Annotated in this window: 14 protein-coding genes and 1 pseudogene; 8 read left to right on the top strand and 7 right to left on the bottom strand. The window is 67.8% G+C overall.

Translation table 11 applies throughout. The annotated features are described in order from the left end of the window. Nucleotides 1-66 precede the first annotated feature (66 nt). Nucleotides 67-1,365: an ATP-grasp domain-containing protein gene (locus tag ACFFU4_RS10165; RefSeq protein ID WP_377069654.1), complete on the top strand. Its 1,299-nt coding sequence runs from the start codon at nucleotides 67-69 to the stop codon at nucleotides 1,363-1,365. Between the two features lie 82 nt (nucleotides 1,366-1,447). After that, nucleotides 1,448-3,463, top strand: coding sequence for a CocE/NonD family hydrolase (locus tag ACFFU4_RS10160; protein ID WP_377069653.1), 2,016 nt, complete (start codon nucleotides 1,448-1,450; stop codon nucleotides 3,461-3,463). A gap of 283 nt (nucleotides 3,464-3,746) precedes the next feature. Here ACFFU4_RS10160 and ACFFU4_RS10155 read toward each other — a convergent pair whose 3' ends face one another. Together ACFFU4_RS10155 and ACFFU4_RS10150 are read right to left on the bottom strand one after the other, a co-directional pair. Beyond that, entirely contained in the window at nucleotides 3,747-6,038 is a 2,292-nt protein-coding gene (locus ACFFU4_RS10155) for an adenosylcobalamin-dependent ribonucleoside-diphosphate reductase (protein ID WP_377069652.1), read from the bottom strand. Nucleotides 6,039-6,117: 79 nt separating this feature from the next. Further along, on the bottom strand, nucleotides 6,118-7,089 hold the full coding sequence (locus ACFFU4_RS10150) for a GlxA family transcriptional regulator (protein WP_377069651.1): 972 nt from the start codon (nucleotides 7,087-7,089) through the stop codon (nucleotides 6,118-6,120). 70 nt (nucleotides 7,090-7,159) lie between these two features. On the opposite strand from ACFFU4_RS10150, the gene bcoG reads away from it, so the two are divergent. From bcoG to ACFFU4_RS10125, 5 genes and pseudogenes are all read left to right on the top strand, one after another. After that, complete coding sequence (gene bcoG, locus ACFFU4_RS10145; protein ID WP_377069650.1) at nucleotides 7,160-8,068, top strand: 3-dehydrocarnitine:acetyl-CoA trimethylamine transferase BcoG; 909 nt, start codon at nucleotides 7,160-7,162, stop codon at nucleotides 8,066-8,068. Beyond that, nucleotides 8,065-9,030: pseudogene (locus ACFFU4_RS10140) on the top strand (3-hydroxyacyl-CoA dehydrogenase NAD-binding domain-containing protein); the annotation flags it as partial. The gene bcoG and the pseudogene ACFFU4_RS10140, both read left to right, overlap by 4 nt. A 29-nt stretch (nucleotides 9,031-9,059) precedes the next feature. After that, nucleotides 9,060-10,223: an acyl-CoA dehydrogenase family protein gene (locus ACFFU4_RS10135; protein ID WP_377069649.1), complete on the top strand. Its 1,164-nt coding sequence runs from the start codon at nucleotides 9,060-9,062 to the stop codon at nucleotides 10,221-10,223. A gap of 10 nt (nucleotides 10,224-10,233) precedes the next feature. After that, nucleotides 10,234-12,228, top strand: a complete 1,995-nt coding sequence (locus ACFFU4_RS10130; RefSeq protein WP_377069648.1) for an acetate--CoA ligase family protein — start codon at nucleotides 10,234-10,236, stop codon at nucleotides 12,226-12,228. After that, nucleotides 12,225-13,022, top strand: coding sequence for a carnitinyl-CoA dehydratase (locus tag ACFFU4_RS10125; protein ID WP_377069647.1), 798 nt, complete (start codon nucleotides 12,225-12,227; stop codon nucleotides 13,020-13,022). The genes ACFFU4_RS10130 and ACFFU4_RS10125 overlap by 4 nt, the downstream gene beginning before the upstream one ends. A gap of 3 nt (nucleotides 13,023-13,025) precedes the next feature. Here ACFFU4_RS10125 and ACFFU4_RS10120 read toward each other — a convergent pair whose 3' ends face one another. From ACFFU4_RS10120 to ACFFU4_RS10105, 4 genes are all read right to left on the bottom strand, one after another. After that, a complete protein-coding gene (locus ACFFU4_RS10120) occupies nucleotides 13,026-13,805 on the bottom strand; it encodes an IclR family transcriptional regulator (RefSeq protein WP_377069646.1) in 780 nt (259 codons plus the stop codon). 13 nt (nucleotides 13,806-13,818) lie between these two features. Continuing rightward, entirely contained in the window at nucleotides 13,819-15,180 is a 1,362-nt protein-coding gene (locus ACFFU4_RS10115) for a TRAP transporter large permease (protein WP_377069645.1), read from the bottom strand. Nucleotide 15,181: 1 nt separating this feature from the next. Then, entirely contained in the window at nucleotides 15,182-15,850 is a 669-nt protein-coding gene (locus ACFFU4_RS10110) for a TRAP transporter small permease (RefSeq protein ID WP_377069644.1), read from the bottom strand. A 95-nt stretch (nucleotides 15,851-15,945) separates the two neighbouring features. Further along, on the bottom strand, nucleotides 15,946-17,181 hold the full coding sequence (locus ACFFU4_RS10105) for a TRAP transporter substrate-binding protein (RefSeq protein WP_377069643.1): 1,236 nt from the start codon (nucleotides 17,179-17,181) through the stop codon (nucleotides 15,946-15,948). Between the two features lie 115 nt (nucleotides 17,182-17,296). Here ACFFU4_RS10105 and ACFFU4_RS10100 point away from each other — a divergent pair, with 115 nt between their 5' ends. Further along, on the top strand, nucleotides 17,297-18,907 hold the full coding sequence (locus ACFFU4_RS10100) for a GMC family oxidoreductase (protein ID WP_377069642.1): 1,611 nt from the start codon (nucleotides 17,297-17,299) through the stop codon (nucleotides 18,905-18,907). Between the two features lie 7 nt (nucleotides 18,908-18,914). Here ACFFU4_RS10100 and ACFFU4_RS10095 read toward each other — a convergent pair whose 3' ends face one another. Beyond that, nucleotides 18,915-21,272, bottom strand: coding sequence for a YbcC family protein (locus ACFFU4_RS10095; protein WP_377069641.1), 2,358 nt, complete (start codon nucleotides 21,270-21,272; stop codon nucleotides 18,915-18,917). Nucleotides 21,273-21,292: the final 20 nt, after the last annotated feature.

Raw genomic sequence — 21,292 nt, 5'->3', positions numbered from 1 at the left:
CCGGGGCGGCCCGCCGGGCTTTGGCCGGCCGCCGATTGACACGCCCTGACAGGCAAGGAGAAATCCATGACCAGGAATATTTTCGTCGTCGGACTCAACGATCTGAACGCCGAGCGGCTGACCCGGCTTCGTGGCGTCGAGGATGTCGTCTTTCACCCGCTCCTGACCTCCGAAGCGGTCTCGGACACGCAGGAATTCGACATCCCCGCCATGCTGGCCGAGGCCGAGGCGGCGCTCGACGCCTTTGACGGCTCGATCGACGCCATCGTCGGCTATATCGACTTTCCGGTGTCCACCATGCTGCCGCTTCTGTGCGCGAAATACGGCACCCGCAACGCCTCGCTGGAAAGCCTCTTGAAATGCGAGCACAAATTCTGGTCGCGCAAGGTGATGGCCGAGGTGATCCCCGAGCACGTCCCGAAATTCACTGCCTTCGATCCGTTCGACGACAACGCGCTGTCGCGCATCGGCGAGGCCGATCTGCGGTTTCCGTTCTTCGTCAAGCCGATCAAGTCATCCGGGTCCCGTCTCGGCTTTCGCATCGACAGCCCCGAGGATTTCGACTACGCGGTTGCCGCCTTCCGCGCCGAGATCGGCCAGATTTCAGAACCGTTCAACTATGTGCTGGATCAGGCTGACCTGCCGGATGAAATCCGGGCGATCGAAGGGCATTACTGCATGGCCGAACAGGTGATCGGCGGACGGCAATGCACCGTAGAGGGCTATGTCCATGACGGCGAGGTGGTGCCCTACGGCACGGTCGATTCGATTCGCTATCCGCAGGTGCTCAGCTTTTTCTACTATCTCTACCCCTCGACCCTGCCGCGCCGCGTTCAGGACGAGATGAACGAAATCACCCGCAAGGTGATGGCGCATATCGGCTATGACAATGCCGGCTTCAATATCGAGTATTACTGGGACGAGGTGCAGAACAAGATCTGGCTGCTGGAGATCAACACCCGCATCGCGCAATCGCATTGCGATTTGTTCGAGATGGTCGACGGCGTCAGTCATCAGCAGGTCACGGTCGATCTGGGGCTCGGCCGCAGGCCGGACATGCCGCGCGGCGAGGGGCCGGAAAACGTCGCGTCGGAATTTTTCTACCGGGTGTTCTTCAACGATGCCACGGTGGCGCGCGCGCCGTCACGCGCCGAGCTCGAGGTCGCGGCCGAGCAGGTCGAGGGCACGCGCATCGTCTCTTATGTCAAGAAGGGCATGCGCCTGTCGGAACTGCCCGAGCAGGACGCCTACAGCTATGCCGTGGCATCGGTCTGGATGGGGGCGGGCAAGCAATCCAAGCTGTTGTGGAATTATGAGCAGGTCATGAAGCGGCTGAACTACGAATTCACCGACATAGAGGAATAGACCGGCGTCCGCGCTGGACTTTGTGGGGCGTGCGCGCGATACGCTGGGCGCATCGCGTGGCGCGTAATGCAGGATAAAATCCATGAAAGTCGATCACCCGCTTCCCGTCACCGTTCGGGAAATCGAGCACCTCGAGATCCCGATGCCCGATGGCACGCGTCTGGCGGCGCGCATCTGGATGCCCGACGGCGCAGAGGCGCAGGCGGTGCCCGCGATCCTCGAATACATCCCCTATCGCAAGAACGACAAGACGCTGGAGCGCGACCATGCGCGCGCGCCCTGGTTGACGGCGCAGGGCTATGCCTATGTCCGCGTCGACCTGCGCGGCACCGGCGAATCCGACGGTGTGATGACCGATGAATATACCGAGACCGAGCTTCAGGACGGCTGCGACGTCATCGCCTGGATCGCCGATCAGCCGTGGTGCGATGGCGGTGTCGGCATCGTCGGCATTTCCTGGGGCGGGTTCAACGGTCTGCAACTCGCCGCCCTGCGTCCGCCCGCGCTCCGGGCCGTGGTGTCGATCTGCTCGACCGACGACCGTTATGCCGACGACATCCACTACATGGGCGGCACCATGCTGTGCGACCACCTGTCCTGGGCATCGGTGATGTTCGGGATCAACACGCTGCCGCCGGATCCTGCGCATGTCGGCGATCGCTGGCGCGAATTGTGGGAAGAGCGGCTCGACGGGTCGGGCTTCTGGCTCGAGACATGGATGCAACATCAGACCCGCGACGCGTTCTGGAAACACGGGTCGGTCTGCGAGGATTTCGGCGATATCGAGGTGCCCGTCTATGCCGTCAGCGGCTGGGCCGACGGCTACTGCCGGTCGGTCTTTCGGCTGGTCGAGAACCTGAAAGGCCCGGTCAAGGGGATCGTCGGCCCCTGGTCGCATCGCTATCCGCATGTGGGCGCGCCCGGCCCTGCGATCGACTGGCTGAGCGAGGAAACCCGGTGGTGGGATCAATGGCTCAAGGGCATCGACACCGGCATCGCGGACGAACCGCCGTTGCGGGTCTATCTTCAGGATCACGCCGCGCCGCAAAGCCATTACGCGCATCGCGACGGGCACTGGATCACCGAACCGGCCTGGCCCTCGCCGAATGTCACCCCGACCGAATTCGCCCTCGGCTCCGACGGGCGGCTGTCGCGGTCGGAGGAGGTGCCCGGCGGCTGGCTGACCATCGCCTCGCCGCTCTGGGTCGGGTTCCAGGGCGGCAAGTGGTGCTCCTACGCGCTGCCCGGCGATCAGCCGGGCGATCAGCGGCGGGACGACGCCGGCAGCCTGTGCTTCGAAACCGGGCCTCTTGCCGGGCCGGTGCACATGGTGGGCGACGCGCGCCTGACACTGACATTCACCTCGGACCGGCCTGTCGCGCAGGCCGCCGTGCGCCTGATGGACGTGGCGCCCGACGGGGCGGCGACCCGGGTCAGCTACGGTTTGCTCAACCTCACCCATCGTGACGGCCACGAGCACCCCGAGCCCCTGACGCTGGGGCGGACCTACACGGTCGATGTGCCGATGAAACACGTCGCCCAGACCTTCCGCGCGGGCCACCGGATACGGCTGGGACTGTCGACCAGCTATTTTCCGATCGCCTGGCCCGCGCCCGAGCCGGTCACGCTGCGGGTTCTGACCGAGCGGAGCACACTCGTCCTGCCGCTGCGGGACGGCGACCAAAGCGATGCGGCGCCGTTCGGCCCACCACGCGCGGCGGCCCCTCTGGAGCAGGAGTTCGAGGTGCCCCCGACCGCGGATTGGAGCGTGACAGAAGACCGGACCACCGGGCGCGTGACGGCCGATATCCGCGTCCACGAGGGCGCGGCCCGTATCACCGGGCACGGGCTGACGCATTCCGCCGAGTGCACCGAGCGCTATTCCATCCTGCCGGGCGATCCCACCTCCGCCGAAGGAGAGGTGAGCTGGATCCACGAAATGCAGCGCGACGGCTGGGCCGTGCGGACGGTGACGCATACGCACCTGTCTTGCGACAGCACGCATTTCCATCTCCGCGCGCGTATGCAGGCATTCGAAGGCGACGCCACGGTCCGCGACGAGACCTATTCCGCGACCATCCCGAGACACGCCATGTAACGTGCGCAACCGGCTGCGCATTTGGCGGCCCCCTGTTTTGGTGGACGGCCAAGGGCTTGTAGAGTCCTGCGCCTACGGCGACGATCATCGCCGCTCAGTAAACCAGCAACACCAGCCATGAAGAAGCAGGCGGACGCCAGGTCCTGCACCACGTCCAGGGACACGACCCTCACATATGGAAAATCGAGCGGTTACGCCCGATTGACTTTGTTCGCTTGCGGAATGGACATCCCAAGCCCGCCGGTGGCCACTAATTGGCAGTCGGAACGACCCGGCGCCGCGGTCACCCCGAACACTTGCTGTGTCCGCAGCTTGCGCAGGTCATGCAGCCCTCGATCATGCGCATGTCATAGCTGCCGCAGGCCGGGCAGGCGGGGCCGCGGGGGGCGCCCTCCAGCCCCACGACCTGCGCCGTCGGGTCGGCCTTGAGGCCCAGCCCCTCGCCCTCCAGAAAGCCGATCTGCACCATGTGCCGTTCCAGCACCCCGCCGATGGCGGCGAGGATCGAGGGGATGTATTTGCCGTTCATCCACGCGCCACCGCGCGGATCGAACACCGCCTTCAGCTCCTCCACCACAAAGCTCACGTCGCCGCCGCGCCGGAACACCGCCGAGATCATCCGCGTCAGCGCCACGGTCCAGGCGTAATGCTCCATGTTCTTGGAGTTGATGAACACCTCGAAGGGCCGCCGGTGGCCGCCCAGCACGATGTCGTTGACGGTCACATAGATCGCATGGTTGCTGTCGGGCCATTTGAGCTTGTAGGTCGCGCCCTCCAGCTCCGTGGGCCGGTCCAGCGGGTCGGACATGTAGACGACTTCCCCGCCCTCGGCGGGAAAGTCGCCCCGAGCCTGATCCGGGGTCTCGCCGGGGACCTTGTCCTCGGCCTCGCCCACGCTCAGCACGCTGCCCGTCACGTCATTGGGCCGGTAGGTGGTGCAGCCCTTGCAGCCGGTCTCATAGGCTTGCATGTAAACGTTCTTGAACGCCTCGAAGGAGATGTCGGCAGGGCAGTTGATGGTCTTGGAAATGCTGCTGTCCACCCATTTCTGCGCCGCCGCCTGCATCTTGACATGATCCTCGGGGGCGAGCGTCTGCGCGTTGACGAAATGATCGGGCAGGGGCGCGTCGCCGAACATCTCGCGCCACATCTGCACGGCGTAATCCACCACCTCCTCCTCGGTGCGGCTGCCGTCCTTTTGCAGCACCTTGCGCGTGTAGCTGTAGGCGAATACCGGCTCGATGCCGGATGAGACGTTGCCGGCATAAAGGCTGATCGTGCCGGTGGGGGCCACCGAGGTCAGAAGCGCGTTGCGGATGCCGTGTTTCGCGATCGCCTCGCGCACCGTCTCGTCCATCTCGCGCATGGCGCCGGAGGCGAGGAAGTGCTCGGCATCAAACAGCGGGAACGCGCCCTTTTCCCGGGCCAGGTCGACGCTTGCCAGATAGGCGGCGACGGCGATCTTGTGCATCCAGATCTCGGTCTGACGCGCGGCCTTGTCCGAGCCATAGCGCAGCCCCAGCATCAAAAGCGCATCCGCGAGCCCCGTCACCCCCAGCCCGATGCGGCGCTTGGCCCGCGCCTCCCCGGCCTGCGCGGACAGGGGGAATTGCGACACGTCCACCACGTTGTCCATCATCCGCACCGCCGTGCGCACCAGATCCTTGAGCGCCGCCGCGTCGAGCCGCGCGCGGTTCCCGAACGGGTCGATCACGAGGCGGGCAAGGTTGACCGAGCCCAGCAGGCACGCCCCATAGGGCGGCAGGGGCTGTTCGCCGCAGGGGTTGGTCGCAGAGATATTCTCCACATAGTTCAGGTTGTTGGCCTGGTTGATCCGGTCGATGAAGATCACCCCCGGCTCGGCGTAATCATAGGTGGCCTGCATGATCCGGTTCCACAGGTCGCGCGCCTGCACCGTGCGATAGACCCGGCCATCGAATTGCAAATCCCACGGCCCGTCAGCCTTGACCGCCTCCATGAAGGCATCCGTCACCAGCACCGACAGGTTGAACATGCGCAACCGTGCGGCATCGGACTTGACGCCGATGAAATCCTCGATGTCGGGGTGATCGCAGCGCATGGTGGCCATCATCGCGCCGCGGCGGCTGCCCGCGCTCATGATCGTGCGGCACATCGCGTCCCACACGTCCATGAACGACAGCGGCCCGCTCGCATCCGCCGACACGCCCTTGACCACCGCGCCCCTGGGCCGGATCGTCGAGAAATCATAGCCAATTCCGCCGCCCTGCTGCATGGTCAGCGCCGCTTCGCGCAGGTTATCGAAGATCCCGCCCATGTCGTCGGGGATGGTGCCCATGACGAAGCAGTTGAACAGCGTCACCTTGCGGCCGGTGCCCGCTCCGGCGGTGATCCGGCCTGCGGGCAGGAACTTGAAGTCCTCAAGCGCGGCGTAGAACCGCTCCTCCCAGACATCCGGCTCGGCCTCGACCGCGGCCAACGCCCGCGCAACACGCCGCCACGTGTCCTCGACACTCGCATCGCCGCCGTCCCCGGTGACATAGCGGTATTTCATCGACCATATCTGCTCGGCGATCGGGGTGGTGAAACGGGTCATGGGCGATGTGTCCCTTGCGCTGGAGCGGAGATGGAACATAGCCCGCGCGCCGCGCGATTTCCAGACCGCGCGATAATGATCAACGCCCGGCGCGGCTCTCCCGCGGCGATTGCCCGAACCGGCGGCGATAGGCGCGGGAAAAGCTCGACCTGTCGGAGAACCCTGTGCGCAGGGCGATCTCCAGAAGCGGGTGGTCGGTGTCGCTCATCATCCGCCGCGCCGCCTGTAGCCGCAGATCAAGATAGCAGGCGGCGGGCCCCGTCCCGAGCCCGTCGCGGAATATCTGTTCCAGCCGCCGTGTCCCCAGTCCCAGCGCCGCCGCGATCTCGGGGATGGGCCGTGGCGCATCGAGCGCCTCGCCCATCATCGTCAGTGCCGCCGACAGCCGCCGGTCGCGCGCGCCCGGCACCCGGCCGGGGCGCTGCGGGCGCGTGGCGTCGGCGTGGCGGTCATAAAGGAACGAATCGGCGACCTGCCCCGCGACGCCCAGGCCGCAGCGCGTGCCGATCAGGTGCAGCATCATGTCGGCGGCAGGCCCCGCGCCGCCCGCCGTCAGCCTGCGCCCCGCGCGCACGTAGCGGTCCGCCACCACCTCGACCCCCGGAAACGCGGCGGCGAAATCCTCCAGGTCCTCCCAGTGCACGGTGGCGCGGTGCCCGTCCAGAAGCCCGGCGCGCGCCATGATCCACGGTCCCGCGTCGATCCCCGCGATCGCGCCGAACCGGCCCGCCATCCGCCGCAGCGTGGCGATGAGGTTCCGCGTCGCCACCTCGGCCTGATCGAAGCCCGACACGATCATCAACAGGTCCGCCCCCGCCACGTCGCCGAGCGCCCCCGAGGCGGGCAGCTCGATCCCGCAGGTCAGCGGGGCCGCGCGCCCGTCGGGCGTGATCACCCGCCAGCGAAACGCCTCGCGCGCCATCTGCCTGTTGGCGTTGCGCATCGGGTCGAGCACCGAGGCCACTTCCAGGATCGAGGCGCGCGGCAGGACCAGCACCGCGATGTCGAGCGTGGCGCGCGAGGGGGCAAAAATGGTTTCGGTATATGCCATGTTCCTTTCGTAAATCGCCAGGCACCGCGCCGCAACTCTGCTAGGCTGCGCCACAGCCAAGGAGGAACCGATGCCACTCACCATGAACCGCGAGGTGTTCATCACCTGTGCCGTGACCGGATCGGGCGGCACGCAGGACCGCAGCCCCCACGTCCCTCGCTCGCCCGAGGCCATCGCCGAGAGCGCCATCGCCGCCGCACAGGCCGGCGCGGCGGTGGTGCATTGCCACGTCCGCGACCCCGAAACCGGCGCGCCCTCGCGCGACCCCGCGCTTTTCCGCGAGGTGACCGAGCGCATCCGCGACAGCGCCACCGACGTGGTGCTCAACCTCACCGCCGGGATGGGCGGCGACCTGATGTTCGACGGGACCGAGGCGATGGGCCGGATGTCGGCCGCGTCGGACATGGCCGGGGCCGAGGAGCGGGTGGCGCATGTGGCCGACTGCCGCCCGGAAATCTGCACGCTCGATTGCGGCACAATGAATTTCGCCGAGGCCGATTACGTCATGGTCAACACGCCGGGGATGCTGCGCGACATGGCCGCGCGGATGGTGGCCGCCGGCACGCGGATCGAGATCGAGGCGTTCGACACCGGCCACCTGTGGTTCGCGAAGCAGCTCGTGAACGAAGGGATCATCCCCGAGCCGGTGCTGGTGCAGCTTTGCATGGGCGTGCCATGGGGCGCGCCCGACGATCTGAATACCTTTCTCGCGATGGTGAACAACGTGCCTGCGGGCTGGCACTGGTCCGCCTTCGGCCTCGGGCGCAGCGAGATGCCCTATGTCGCGGCGGCGGTGCTGGCCGGTGGCAACGTGCGCGTCGGGCTGGAGGACAACCTGATGCTCGACAAGGGCGTACTCGCCACCAATGCGCAGCTTGTCGCGCGCGCGGTCGGCATCGTCGAGGCGATGGGCGCGCGCGTGGTCGGCCCCGAGGCGGTGCGCGAACGGCTCAAGCTCGAAAAGCGGGCCCCGCTGTGAGCGGCGCACCCGGCAAGGCCGCCGTCATCGGCGGCGGCGTCATCGGCGGCGGGTGGGCCGCGCGCTTCCTGCTCGCGGGCTGGGACGTGGCGGTGTTCGACCCCGACCCGCAGACACCGCGCAAACTGGGCGAGGTGCTGGACAACGCCCGCGCCGCACTCCCCGCGCTCTCCGACCTGCCGATGCCGCCCGAGGGCCGCCTTACCCTTGCCGACAGCATCGCCGGGGCGGTGGCGGGCGCGGCCTATGTGCAGGAATCGGTGTCCGAGCGGATCGCGCTCAAGCATCACGTCTATGCCGAAGTGCAGGAGACCGCGCCCGATGTGCCGCTCGGCTCCTCGACCTCGGGCTACCGCCCCTCGGTGTTGCAGGAGGAGGCCCCAAATCCGGGCGCGATCTTCGTCGCGCACCCGTTCAACCCGGTCTACCTGCTGCCGCTGGTCGAACTGGTCCCCTCGCCCGCGACGGCCCTCGAAGTGACCGAAGCCGCCAAGGCGATCCTGCACGAAATCGGCATGTTCCCCCTCCACGTCCGCAAGGAGATCGACGCCCATATCGCCGACCGCCTGCTCGAGGCGGTCTGGCGCGAGGCGCTGTGGCTGGTGCGCGACGGCGTCGCCACGACCGAAGAGATCGACGACGCGATCCGCATGGGCTTTGGCCTGCGCTGGGCACAGATGGGCCTGTTCGAGACCTACCGCATCGCCGGGGGCGAGGCCGGGATGCACCATTTCCTCGGTCAGTTCGGCCCCTGCCTGCAAGAGCCGTGGACCCGGCTCACCGACGTGCCCGAGTATGACGACGCTCTCGTCGATCTGATCGCCGGGCAGTCGGACGCGCAATCGGGGCAGCACTCCATCCGCGAGCTGGAGCGTATCCGCGACCGCAACCTCGTGGGCATCCTGAAGGTGCTGAAGGAAAACGGATGGGGCGCGGGACGGGTGATCGCCGATCACGACGCGCATCGCGCGCGCGCAGGGGAGTGACCGGGATGGAGTTTGCCCTCACCGACGAACAGCGCATGATCGTCGAAACGACCCGCGCCTTTGTCGAGGCCGAACTGCTGCCGCACGAGGCGGCGGTCGAGCGCACCGGCCACCTGCCGATGGAGCTCGTGGCCGGGATCCAGAAAAAGGCGATGGCCGCCGGGCTCTACGCCGCCAACATGCCGCAGGAGGTGGGCGGCGCGGGGCTCGATACGCTGACATGGCTGCTCTACGAGCGCGAGCTTGGCCGCGCGAGCTATGCGCTCCACTGGACCTGCGTGGCGCGCCCCTCCAACATCCTGCTGGCGGGCACGCCGGAACAGCGCGAACGCTATCTCATGCCCTGCATCCGCGGCGAGACCTGGGATTGCCTCGCCATGACCGAGCCCGACGCCGGGTCGGACCTGCGCGGGATGCGCGCCACAGCCCGCCGCGATGGCGGCGATTGGGTTCTCGACGGCACCAAGCATTTCATCAGCCACGCCGATATCGCGGGCTTCACCATCACCTTCATGGCCACGGGCGAGGAGGAGACGCCAAGGGGCAAGCGCAAGCGCATCACCGCGTTCTTCGTCGACAAGGGCACGCCCGGCTTCACGATCCGCCCCGGCTATCGCTCGGTCTCGCATCGCGGCTATACCAACGCGATCCTCGAATTCGACGGTTGCCGGATACCCGACGCCAACGTGCTGGGCGAGGTGCACAAGGGCTTTGACGTGGCCAACGAATGGCTTGGGGCCACCCGCCTTCAGGTCGCCGCCACCAGCCTCGGGCGGGCCGAACGCGCGCTCGCCCTCGCCCTCGGCTGGGCCGCCGAGCGCCGCCAGTTCGGCCAGCGGATCGGCAAGTTCCAGGGCGTGTCCTTCAAGCTCGCCGACATGGCGACGGAACTCAAGGCCGCCGAACTGCTCACCCTCTGGGCGGGGTGGAAGGCGGATCAGGGCACCGTCACGGATTCGGATATGGCGATGGCCAAGCTCAAGGCAACCGAGGTGCTGGCGATGATCGCCGACGAGGCGATACAGATCCACGGCGGCATGGGCCTGATGGAGGAATTGCCGCTGGAGCGCATCTGGCGCGACGCGCGGATCGAGCGCATCTGGGAGGGCACCTCCGAGATCCAGCGCCACATCATCAGCCGCGCGCTGCTCCGCCCGCTGGGCGGCTGAGGGGGGCGGCATGACCGATCTCTCGCGCCTCCTGCGTCCCCGTCACGTCGCGGTTATGGGCGCAGGCTGGGCGGCGAATGTGATCGCCCAATGCGACCGTATGGGCTTTGCCGGGGAGGTCTGGCCGGTCCACCCGACGCGCGATGAAATCGGCGGGCGGCGCTGTTTCCGCAGCCTCGCCGACCTGCCCGCCGCCCCCGACGCCTGCTTTCTCGGCATCAACCGCCACGCCACCGTCGAAATGGTGGCAGCACTCGCAGGTCTGGACGCGGGCGGGGCGGTGTGTTTCGCCTCGGGCTGGCGCGAGGCGGGGGCGGGCGATCTTGAAACGGCCCTCGTCGCCGCCGCCGGGCCGATGCCTGTGCTCGGCCCCAACTGCTACGGTTTCGTCAACTATCTCGACGGCGCGCTGCTGTGGCCCGATCAGCATGGCGGGCGGCGGGGCGAGACGGGCGTGGCGATCCTCAGCCAATCGTCGAACATCGCGATCAACCTCACCATGCAGGCGCGCGGCTTGCCGCTGGCCTACATGGCCTGCCTCGGCAACGCGGCGCAGGTGGGGCTGGCCGATCTCGCGCTTGCCCTGCTCGACGATCCGCGCGTGACCGCGCTTGGCCTCTATATCGAGGGGGTGGGCGATGCCCCCGGCTTCGCCGCGATGGCCGAACATGCGCGCGCGGCGGGCAAGCCAGTCGTCGCGCTCAAATCCGGCAAGACCGAAGGCGCGCGGGCCGCGGCGGCGAGCCATACCGCCGCGCTCGCCGGCGAGGGCGCGGCCTCGGGCGCATTCCTGCGCCGATGCGGCGTGGCCGAGGTGGCGACCCTCGACGCGCTCATCGAGACGCTCAAGATCGTGCATGTGCATGGTGCCCTGCCGGGCGCGCGGCTCTGCGCGGTGTCAAGCTCTGGGGGCGAGGCGGGGCTCGTGGCCGATCTCGCGCCGCGCCACGGCCTGCGGTTCGAGCCGCCCGCGCCCGAGACGGCGGACCGGCTCTCGGCGACACTCGGGCCGCTGGTGCGCGTGGCCAACCCGCTCGACTATCACACCTTCATCTGGGGCGACATCGCCCGCACCACCGATGTCTTTGCCACCATGCTGGGGGACTATGACGCGGGCCTCTTCATCATCGACCCGCCGCGCCCCGACCGCTGCGACCCGGCAAGCTTCGAGCCCGCCCTCGACGCCATCGAAGCGGCGCAGGAGATGACCGGCATTGCCGCCTTTCCCGTGGCCTCGCTGCCCGAGAATTTCGACGAGGCGCGCGCCATCGCAATGATGGGGCGGGGCGTGGTGCCGCTCATGGGGCTCGATACCGCGCTCGCCGCACTCAAGGCGGCCCACCTGCCGCAAGCGCAGCCCGGCTGGCGGCCGTGGGATGTGCGCGAGGCAGGAACCACGCGCCTGCTCGACGAGCACGCGGCCAAGGCGCGCCTCGCGGTGGCGGGGATCACGGTGCCGCGCGGCACCACCGCGCCCACCCTCGCGGCGCTCGACACGCGCGGCGCGGGGCTGGTGCCGCCCTATGCGCTCAAGGGCCTTGGCCTTGCCCACAAGACCGAGGCCGGGGCCGTGCGCCTCAATGTCACCGATCCATGCCGCGAGGCCGAGATGCCGGGTGTCACCGGCTACCTGATCGAAGAGATGGTGACGGGTGGCGTGGCCGAGATGCTGCTGGGCCTGCGCCGAGACCCGGTCTATGGCGCGACCCTCACGCTGGGCCTTGGCGGTGTCGCGGCGGAACTGATGGCCGACACGGTGACGCTGGTCTGCCCCGTTACCGCCGCGGATATCGCCGCCGCGCTGCCCCGCTTGCGGCTCTGGCCGCTGCTCGACGGCTGGCGCGGCGGGCCGCGCGCCGATACCCGCGCGGCGGGGACCGTGGCGCTGGCGCTTCAGGCGATGATGGAGGACGATCCGGGGCTTGCCGAGATCGAGATCAATCCGCTGATCCTGAGCCCCGAGGGCGCAGTGGTGGCGGACGCATTCATACGGGAGGACACATGATGGAGATGCTGACAGACGGACCGATCCGCACCCGGATCGAGGGGGCGGTGCTCGAAGTGACGCTCGACCGGCCCAAGGCCAACGCTATCGACCTGGCGACGAGCCGGATCATGGGCGAGGTGTTCCGCGACTTCCGCGACGATAGCGCCCTGCGCGTCGCGATCCTGCGCGCGGCGGGCGAGAAATTCTTCTGCCCCGGCTGGGATCTCAAGGCCGCCGCCGGCGGCGACGCGGTGGACGGCGATTACGGCGTCGGCGGCTTTGGCGGATTGCAGGAACTGCCGCATCTCAACAAGCCGGTGATCGCGGCGGTGAACGGCATTTGCTGCGGCGGCGGGCTGGAACTGGCGCTGTCCTGCGACCTGATCCTCGCCAGCGACACGGCGCAATTCGCCCTGCCCGAAATCCGCTCGGGCACGGTGGCCGATGCCGCCTCGATCAAGCTGCCCAAGCGCATCCCCTACCACGTCGCGATGGACCTGCTGCTCACCGGGCGCTGGTTCGACGCCGGGGAGGCGCTGCGCTGGGGGCTGCTGCGCGAGGTTTGCGCGCCCGAAGAACTTGCCGACCGGACATGGGCGCTCGCCCGCCACCTCGAATCCGGCCCGCCCCTCGTCTACGCTGCCATCAAGGAAATTGTGCGCGAGGCCGAGGCGATGCGTTTCCAGGACATGCTCAACCGCGTGACCCGGCGGCAACTCGCCACCGTGGACCGGCTCTACGGCAGCGAGGATCTGCTGGAAGGCCAGACCGCCTTTGCCGAGAAGCGCGACCCGGTCTGGACCGGGCGGTAAGGCTCAGCCCCCTTCGCCCTCCGACACGAGGCTCGACAAATCCGCCGCCGCCTCGCGCATCGACGGCAGGTAATCGAGCGCCCGCGCGATATCGAAACGCTGCGTCGGCGCGTGAAAGGCCAGCGTCGCCATCAGCCGTTCGTTCATGTCGAGGATCGGCACGGCGAGCGCGATCATGTCGCGCATGAATTCCTCGCGGTCGAGCGAATAGCCCTGCGCACGCACCCGGGCAATCTCGTCCATCAGGGTGTCCGCATCGGTCAACGTATTCGGCGTCCGCGCCTTCAGATCGGTCGCGGCGAGGTACTTCACCAGGTGCGGCCGCGCCAGCGATGACAGGTACATCTTGCCGCTCGCGGTGCAGTAGAACGGCACCCGCGTCCCGATCGGCAACTGGATGCGCAGCGGCCATTGCGTTTCGACCCGTTCGAGATAGATCATCGCGTCGCGATCCGGCAGGGCGATGTTGCAGGTCTCGCCAATCTCGCCGCTGAGCCGCTTGAGGATCGCCTGCCGCGCGGTGCGGATGCGCAGCGAGGACAGGATGCCGCCCGCCAGGGTTCGCAGGCGGGGGCCGGGCGAATAGGTGCGCCCGTCCATGTCGCGTTGCAGAAAGCCCTCCTCCTCCAGCGTGGCAAAGAGCCGGTGGATGGTGGGCTTGGGCAGGCCGATGGCGGCATTGACCTCGGTGGGCGTCACCGGCACGCCCGCCCGGGCGATCTCTTCGATCACCAGCAGCAGGCGCAGGTTCGTGGGGATCGTTCCCGTGCTGTCACCGTCCATGCATACCCCATTGTCAACGGTTCGGAAGCAGGGCCGTCGAAAGCTCTGGCACGAGGGCCACGATGAACCAGACCGAAAGCAAAGCCACCAGATACGGCACCGTGTAACGCAACAGGCGGAAATAGGGAACGCCCGTCACACCCGATGCGACATAGAGGTTGAGCCCGTAGGGCGGGGTGATGAACCCGATGGAGGCCCCGACAAGAAAGATCACCGCGAATTGCACCGGCTCGACGCCGACCTCATGCGCGATGGGGGCAAGGATGGGGGCGAGGATGATCGTCACCGGCAGGCTTTCGAGCACCATGCCGCAGACGAACACGATCGCCATCGAGGTGAACAGCACCGCGTAATAGCCGCCCATCGAGGTCACGAACCCGCCGATCAGCTCCTGCGCGCCCAGCACCGACAGGATCTGCTGCATCACCACCGACACGGCAATAAGCGGCGCGAGGATGCCGGTGATTTGCGCCGAGCGCATCGTGATCGAGGGCAGTTCCAGCGGGCTGAACCCTTCGACCACCAGCATTTCCGAGACCCGCTTTTCGTTCACGTCGCGCCCCTTGGCCCCGCCCATGATCCTGTAGAGCGGCAGGCTGACAAAGCCCACGATCACGCAGAATCCCACGGTCACGCCCGCCGCCTCGGTGGGCGAGAACTTGCCGGTGTAGATACCCCAGAGCACCAGCCCGATGGCAAAGAACCCCAGCCACGCGCCGATCGCGGTCTTGATCACCCGCATCGGGCTCAGCGCGATCAGGATGCCCCACTTGTTGCTAAAGCAGATCAGGAAGGCGGCGAACATCATCGCCCCCACCATCAGCGCGCCGGGAATGATGCCCGCGACGAACAGGTCCGAAATCGGCAGGTTCAGCAGGAAGCCGTAGACGATGAAGATGATCGAGGGCGGGATGATGATCCCCACCGTGCCGCCCGCCGCCGCTGTCGCCGCCGAGAACCGCTCGTCATAGCCGCCCTTGACCATCTCGGGATGCAGCATCGAACCGATGGTCGCCGTGGTGGCCGAGTTCGAGCCCGATATCGCGGCGAAAAGCCCGCAGGCGCCAAGCGACGCCATCGCCAGCCCGCCGCGTATCCAGCCAAGGCAGGCATAGGCGAAATCCGACAGTCGGCGCGCGATCCCTGAGCGGTTGATGAGATCCCCCGTCAGGATGAAGAGCGGCATGGCCAGCAGGGCAAAGCCGTCGGTGAACACATCCGCCAGCGCGCCGCCGATATTCTGCAAGGGCATGCCGAGGACGAAAGAGACGCCGATCACCCAGTAGCCGATCACCAGAAAGACCGGCACGCCCAGCATGAACAGAAGCGTCACCGCGATGGAGATGAGCGTGACAAGCGTTGAAGGGTCGGTCATGTCAGTCGCCTCCGATCACGGCCTGGGTGATGAGCGTGTCGCCACGCCGGAAATTGGCGATGTCGCGCAGCAGGTTCTCGATCACCCGCGCCACCAGCGTGGTAAAGGCCAGCGGCACCGACAGCAGGAACCACCATTGCATCACGTTGTCCGTGCCCAGCATGATTTGGAAATTCGCCGCCGAATTGGCCACCACCTTGGTCGAGGTGACGACCACCACCCAGGAAAACCCGATCCACAGCACCGCGTCGAGGATCAGGCAGCCCATCTGCCCGGCGCGCGGCATGGCGGTGCGGAACTCGGCAAAGGCCAGATGCGTGCGCAGCTTGACGTTATAGCTGCACCCGAACCACGTCATGATCAGAAACAGGAACGGCGGCAGCGTGGTGGACCACGGCGCCTGTTGCGACAACACGAAGCGGCGGAACACCTCGACAAAGATGATCCCGCCGATGGCGAGGTAGGAGATGACCATCAGCGATTGCTCGAAATTGCGCTCGGCCCAGGGCACGACGCGGTAGAGGATGAGAAACCCCATCGCCATGACCAGCATCGCGATCAGCCCCAGCGGCCAGACCGCGGGCGCGCGCATCGCTTCGCTCAACATCCATGAATCGCCCGAGGCGAGGGCACTCAGGATCTCTCCCGTGCCCTGAAACCAGCCGGTCATGCCCACTCCTCCCCTTGGGTTGCCGTATGTCCTGGCCGCACGTCCCGGCGGCTTGGGGTGCCGGGCCGCGCACGGCCCGGCCCGATGCTAGGCGATCATGCCGCACGCCACCAGCGGCGCGGCTCGACATTCTCGGGCAGCGTGTCCACGGGGATCTCGCGCGCCGTGTTGTAGATCTCCTGGTAGGTGTCGATGCCCCCGGCCCAGTTGTTGAGCCGCTCGCGCCACTGCGCCCAGGGTTCGGGGTTGAACTCGGGCGAGCACATTTCCTCGGCCATCTTGATCTGATCGTCGGCGAGGAACGCGGGCCGCACGTTGTTTTCGGCAAAGATCGTGCCGGGAAGCTGCGGGTCCGAGAAGCCGACGGTCTTGACCAGCGCCGCCTCGTTCGCCGCCTGCACATGGACCTGCGCCAGATAGGCCGATTCCATGATCGCATCCTGAAGATGCGGCTCCATCGCGTCGAACACCCGCGATGACATCGACGTGTGTTCCGTGCCGCAGAAGAACTTGAGATCGACCGATTGGCTGACCACCGGCGACATGTTGGCATAGGCCACCGCCGACGCCCATGTTTCCGCGCCGTCGATCAGGCCCTGCTTGAGCCCGTCCAATGTCTCTTCCCAGGCCACCGGCACCGGGTTGAGGTTGAGAAGCTGCATCGCGATGCGGCCAAGCTGCGTGCCGGTGACGCGGTTCTTGGTCCCGAACAGCTCCTCCAGCTTCGTGACCGTGGGCTTCTCGGCAAAGTTGTTGCCAAGCTGGATGCCGCGCAATTCGCAATGCGAGAACAGGAATTTCAGCCCGTGCCGCTTTTCCAGCGGCTCGCGCAGGATGCGCTGCGATTCCGGGGAATAGAGGAAGTGATACTGCGACGCCCGGCTCGGGAACATGTAGGCATAGTCGAGCACGTTGAGATAGGGCGCACCGCCAGCCGAATTCTGCGTCGAGGCGGCATACATGTCGATCACGCCGGTCTGGGTTTTCTCGACACAGTTGAGCTGACCGCAGATCTGGTTGTCACCGATGAATTCGACACGAATCTCGCCCTCGGTCCGCTCCTCCAGGTCGCGGGCGAATTCCAGAACGCCGGCGCGCTCGATCAGCAGGTTGCGCGGGTTGAACCCGGCGGCACCGAGCGTCAGCTTGTGCTTCGGCTCCTTGGCGAACCGCTTGTCGTAGGTGCTCTCGGCTGCGCGCGCGAGCGAGGGCAGCGTCATCGCCCCGGTCAGTGCACCCGCACCCATGACCACGGATGACAGGCCGAACTGGCCCGTCAGGCGGAACAGATCCCGCCGCGAAATCCCGCTGAGGGCATTCGATACTTTCATGATATCCTCCCTGATTGCAAATATTGATACTTGCAGTCTCAATATTGATAGACTTATGCTCAATCTGGCAAGGAAAATCTTTCCCGCACGAATTTTGTGCAAAGGTCGGTCGGAAATGTCGGATATATCAGCGGATTACGTGATCGTCGGGGCAGGGTCTGCCGGATGCGTGCTTGCGAATCGGCTTTCCGCCGACCCGAAGACCAGGGTGGTGCTGCTCGAGGCGGGCGGGCGCGACTGGAACCCGTGGATTCACATCCCGGTCGGGTATTTCAAGACCATGCACAACCCCAGCGTGGACTGGTGCTACCGCACCGAACCCGATCCCGGGCTCAATGGCCGCGCTCTCGATTGGCCGCGCGGCAAGGTGCTGGGCGGGTCATCGTCGCTCAACGGGTTGCTCTATGTGCGCGGACAGCCGCAGGATTACGACCGCTGGGCGCAGATGGGCAATCCCGGCTGGGGCTGGGACGACGTGCTGCCGCTCTTCAAGCGCTCCGAGCGGCAGGAGCGTGGTGCCGATGACTACCACGGCGACCAGGGGCCTCTTTCCGTCTCGAACATGCGTCTGCAACGCCCCATCTGCGACGCCTGGGTCGCTGCGGCGCAGGAGGCGGGCTATCCCTACAACCCCGATTACAACGGTGCCTGCCAAGAGGGGGTGGGCTATTTTCAGCTCACCACGCGCAACGGGCGTCGCTGCTCTGCCGCCGTGGCGTTTCTCAATCCCGTCCGCAAGCGCGCGAACCTGACGATCCTGACCCGCGCGCAGGCCAGCCGCATCACCTTTGACGGCACCCGCGCCACCGGCGTGGCGTATCGCGACCGCAGCGGGGCAGAGCATGTCGTGCGCGCCGGACGCGAGGTGATCCTGTCCTCGGGCGCCATCGGCTCGCCGCACCTGATGATGGTGTCGGGGCTGGGCGAGGCGGCGCATCTGGCCGGGCACGGCATCGAGCCGCTGTGCGACCTGCCCGGCGTGGGCCGCAACATGCAGGACCACCTGCAGGCGCGGCTGGTGTTCAAGTGCAACGAGCCGACGCTCAACGACGAGGTGCGCAGCCTGTTCGATCAGGCCCGCATCGCGCTCAAATACGCGATGTTCCGCGCGGGACCGATGGCCATGGCCGCCAGCCTCGCCACCGGCTTCATGCGCACCGGCGATCATGTCGAAACCCCCGACATCCAGTTCCACGTACAGCCCTGGTCCGCCGACAGCCCCGGCGAGGGGCCACATCGCTTCTCGGCCTTCACCATGTCGGTCTGTCAGTTGCGCCCCGAGAGCCGGGGCCACATCCGCCTCGCCTCTGCCGATCCGGGCACCTACCCGAAAATCCACCCCAATTACCTCGCCACCGAGACCGATTGCCGGACCATCGTCGAGGGCATCCGCATCGCCCGCCGCATCGCCCGGCACGCGCCGCTCAGCACCAAGATATCAGAGGAATTCCGCCCCGCCGCGACCCTCGATATTGACGATTACGAGGGCACGCTCGACTGGGCGCGCGACTATTCCACCACGATCTACCACCCCACCGGCACCTGCAAGATGGGGCAGGGGCCCGACGCGGTGGTCGATGCCCGGCTGCGCGTGCACGGCATCACCGGGCTGCGCGTCGCCGATTGCTCGATCATGCCCGAGATCGTCTCGGGCAACACCAACGCCCCCGCCATCATGATCGGGGAAAAGGCATCGGACATGATCCTCGCGGATCACGCCGGTTGAGCCGGGGTCAGGCCACCTCCCACTCAAGCCCGGGCCGGTAGCGCGCGGCCACCCGACCCCCCTCCAGCGCGAGAAGGTGCAGCCAGCCGTTGTCGAACAGCGTCCGCACCTCCCCGTGCCGCGCCAGCACATCCCCGATCGCCTCGCGCGGGGCCTCGATCATCACCGTGAGGCGCAGCGTCTCATGCGCCGCGCGCTCCCCGTCATGCACGGCCTGCCACGGCAGGCCGGGGCGCAGGATGCCGCCATTACCCTGCACCACGCCGATCCCGCCCACCACGTTGTGGATGCGCTTGTTGCCGCCGCCAAAGGCCGCCGGCGCCACGGTCGCGCCGTAATATTGCAGGCTGATCCAGCTCGCCACCACCACCGGCGCGGTGAGTATGAGCTCCAGCGTGGCAAAGCCCGCATCCGCCCGCCAGTCATAGCTGTGCAGGAACGCCCGCCCACCCAGGTCGGCCCCGGCACTCGCCCCGCGCGGCGCGGCGACAAAGGCGGCACAGCCCGCCAGCCCCCATTCCGGGCGCAACTCGGCCCAGTCGCGCGCGCGCCGCGCCACGGTGTCGGGCCGCGCGCCGGGCAGGCGGCCCGCCCGCTCGGCCCGCGCCACGCCCCCCGCCGCATCGAGCCATGCGCGCGCCTGCGCGATATCGGCGGCGTGGTCCGGGGCGCGGGTGTCCTCGTAGAGGGTGACGGCATCGGTCGTAGTGTCGTGCAGCCCGGCCATAAACAGCGTGTCGCCGGGCAGCGCGATGCCGTGGTCGGAGAGGCCCGCCCGCGTCTCGGGATCGTTGAGCAAAGCGGCCAGCAGCCGCGCCGAGACCGCGCCGGTCTGCCCGCCGCAGGCGCCGCAGTGATAGGCGCTCTCATGCGGGTTGTTGGCCACGTTCGCGCCGTGGCCCAGCAGCAGCACCAGCCGCGCGTGCCCGGTGGTCAGGCTCATGGCGCGCAGGACCGCTGCCGCGGTCCCGGCCTTCCGTGCGGCGCTCAGCCCGCCCTCGATGCGCGGGGCCGGCTCGGGCGCCCGGGTCTTTTCCCCCAGCGCCAGCGCGTCGCGCACCAGCTTCCAGCCATAGGCCGGGCCTGCCGCCTCGACAAAGGCAAACGACGATACCGCCGCCTGCCGGAACCGGCCCCAGGCCCGCACCGCGCGCGCCGCGATTCGCGTCTCCTCTTCGGTTTCCGGCCCGGCATGGCTGCACGAGGTCAGTGCCGGTTTCAGCAGCACCGGCAGATGCGCCTGCGCCAGGTCCGTGCCTTGTGGCTTGTGCGCCAAAGGCAGGCCGAAGAACCCGGCAAAGCCGATGGTCTCGATCGCGCCGCCCTGCGCCTCCAGCGCGCGGCGGAACACCTCGGACCGCACGTCGATGCAGAACGCGGCCTGAAGCGCGGGGCGCGTCTCCTGCGCCTTGGCCCCGGTCAGGGCCGCCGACAGGCGGCGCTGATAGCTGCGTTCGGCGGCGTCCTGAAGGATCGCGTCGATCGCCTGATCGGGCGTCGGCGCGACCGGCTCGGCATGGGCGGCCACCACATCCCGCCAGTCGCCTGCGACCTGTGGCGCGTGCTCTAGCAACGCCTCCTCCCAGATCATGCGGATCGCCAGCAGGTCTGTGATGGTGGTGTCGCTCTCGCCCGCCATTTCCGCCTGCCAGAGCATCCAGCGCGCGTGCTGCGCCCAGCCGCCCAGATCCATCAGCAGCCGGTGAAACGCCGTCTCCGCCGCCGTCTCCGTCAGGCCCAGCCGCTCGGCGGCGCGCAGGATCGCCCGCTCCGCCGTGTCCGGCGCGGCGGCGACATGCGCGCAAAAGCCGGTCAGCCCGGCGATCTCCGGCGTCAGGTCATGGGTCGCCCATTCGCGCCACGCGGCAAAGGCCCCGCGCCCCGGCGCGGGCGTCCACAGCGCCTGTCCCCGGTCGAAATGCCCCGCCGCCCACAGCCCAAGGCTGCGCGCGATCACGGCGGGCCAGTCGGTGCCGGTGGCCTCTGACGCCAGTTCCGCCACCGTGGGCAGGGCCTGCGGCGCGGGGCTCTCGGCGGCGAGTTTCGCCTTCACCAGCGCGAGGTCGGCGGGCTTGAGCGGCGAGGCGCTCGCGAACAGCGCGGCGGCGAGATCGTCATCGGTGATCCCGCCCGCCTTCATCTGCGCGGCATACTCGGCGCGCGGGCGGGTGAGGCGCACCCCCGCCACCCGCGCCAGCCGTGCGGATGCGGTGGCGAGGTCATCCTGCGCCTGCCCGAGGAACGGGTTGACCGCGACGGTCGCGTCCAGCGGAAACGCCGGCGGGATGGCCCGTGCCGCGGCCTCGGCGCTTGTCAGCAGGCCCGAGACCCGGTCGGCGGCGATCTGTGTGTGCTTGAGGAACATCTGTCTCTACTCCTGCCCTG

It is taken from the genome of Roseovarius ramblicola (genome assembly GCF_042430665.1).
In the GTDB taxonomy this organism is placed as follows: domain Bacteria; phylum Pseudomonadota; class Alphaproteobacteria; order Rhodobacterales; family Rhodobacteraceae; genus Roseovarius; species Roseovarius ramblicola.
Note: the sequence above shows the minus strand (reverse complement) of the source record. Positions and strands in the feature narration are given on the sequence as shown.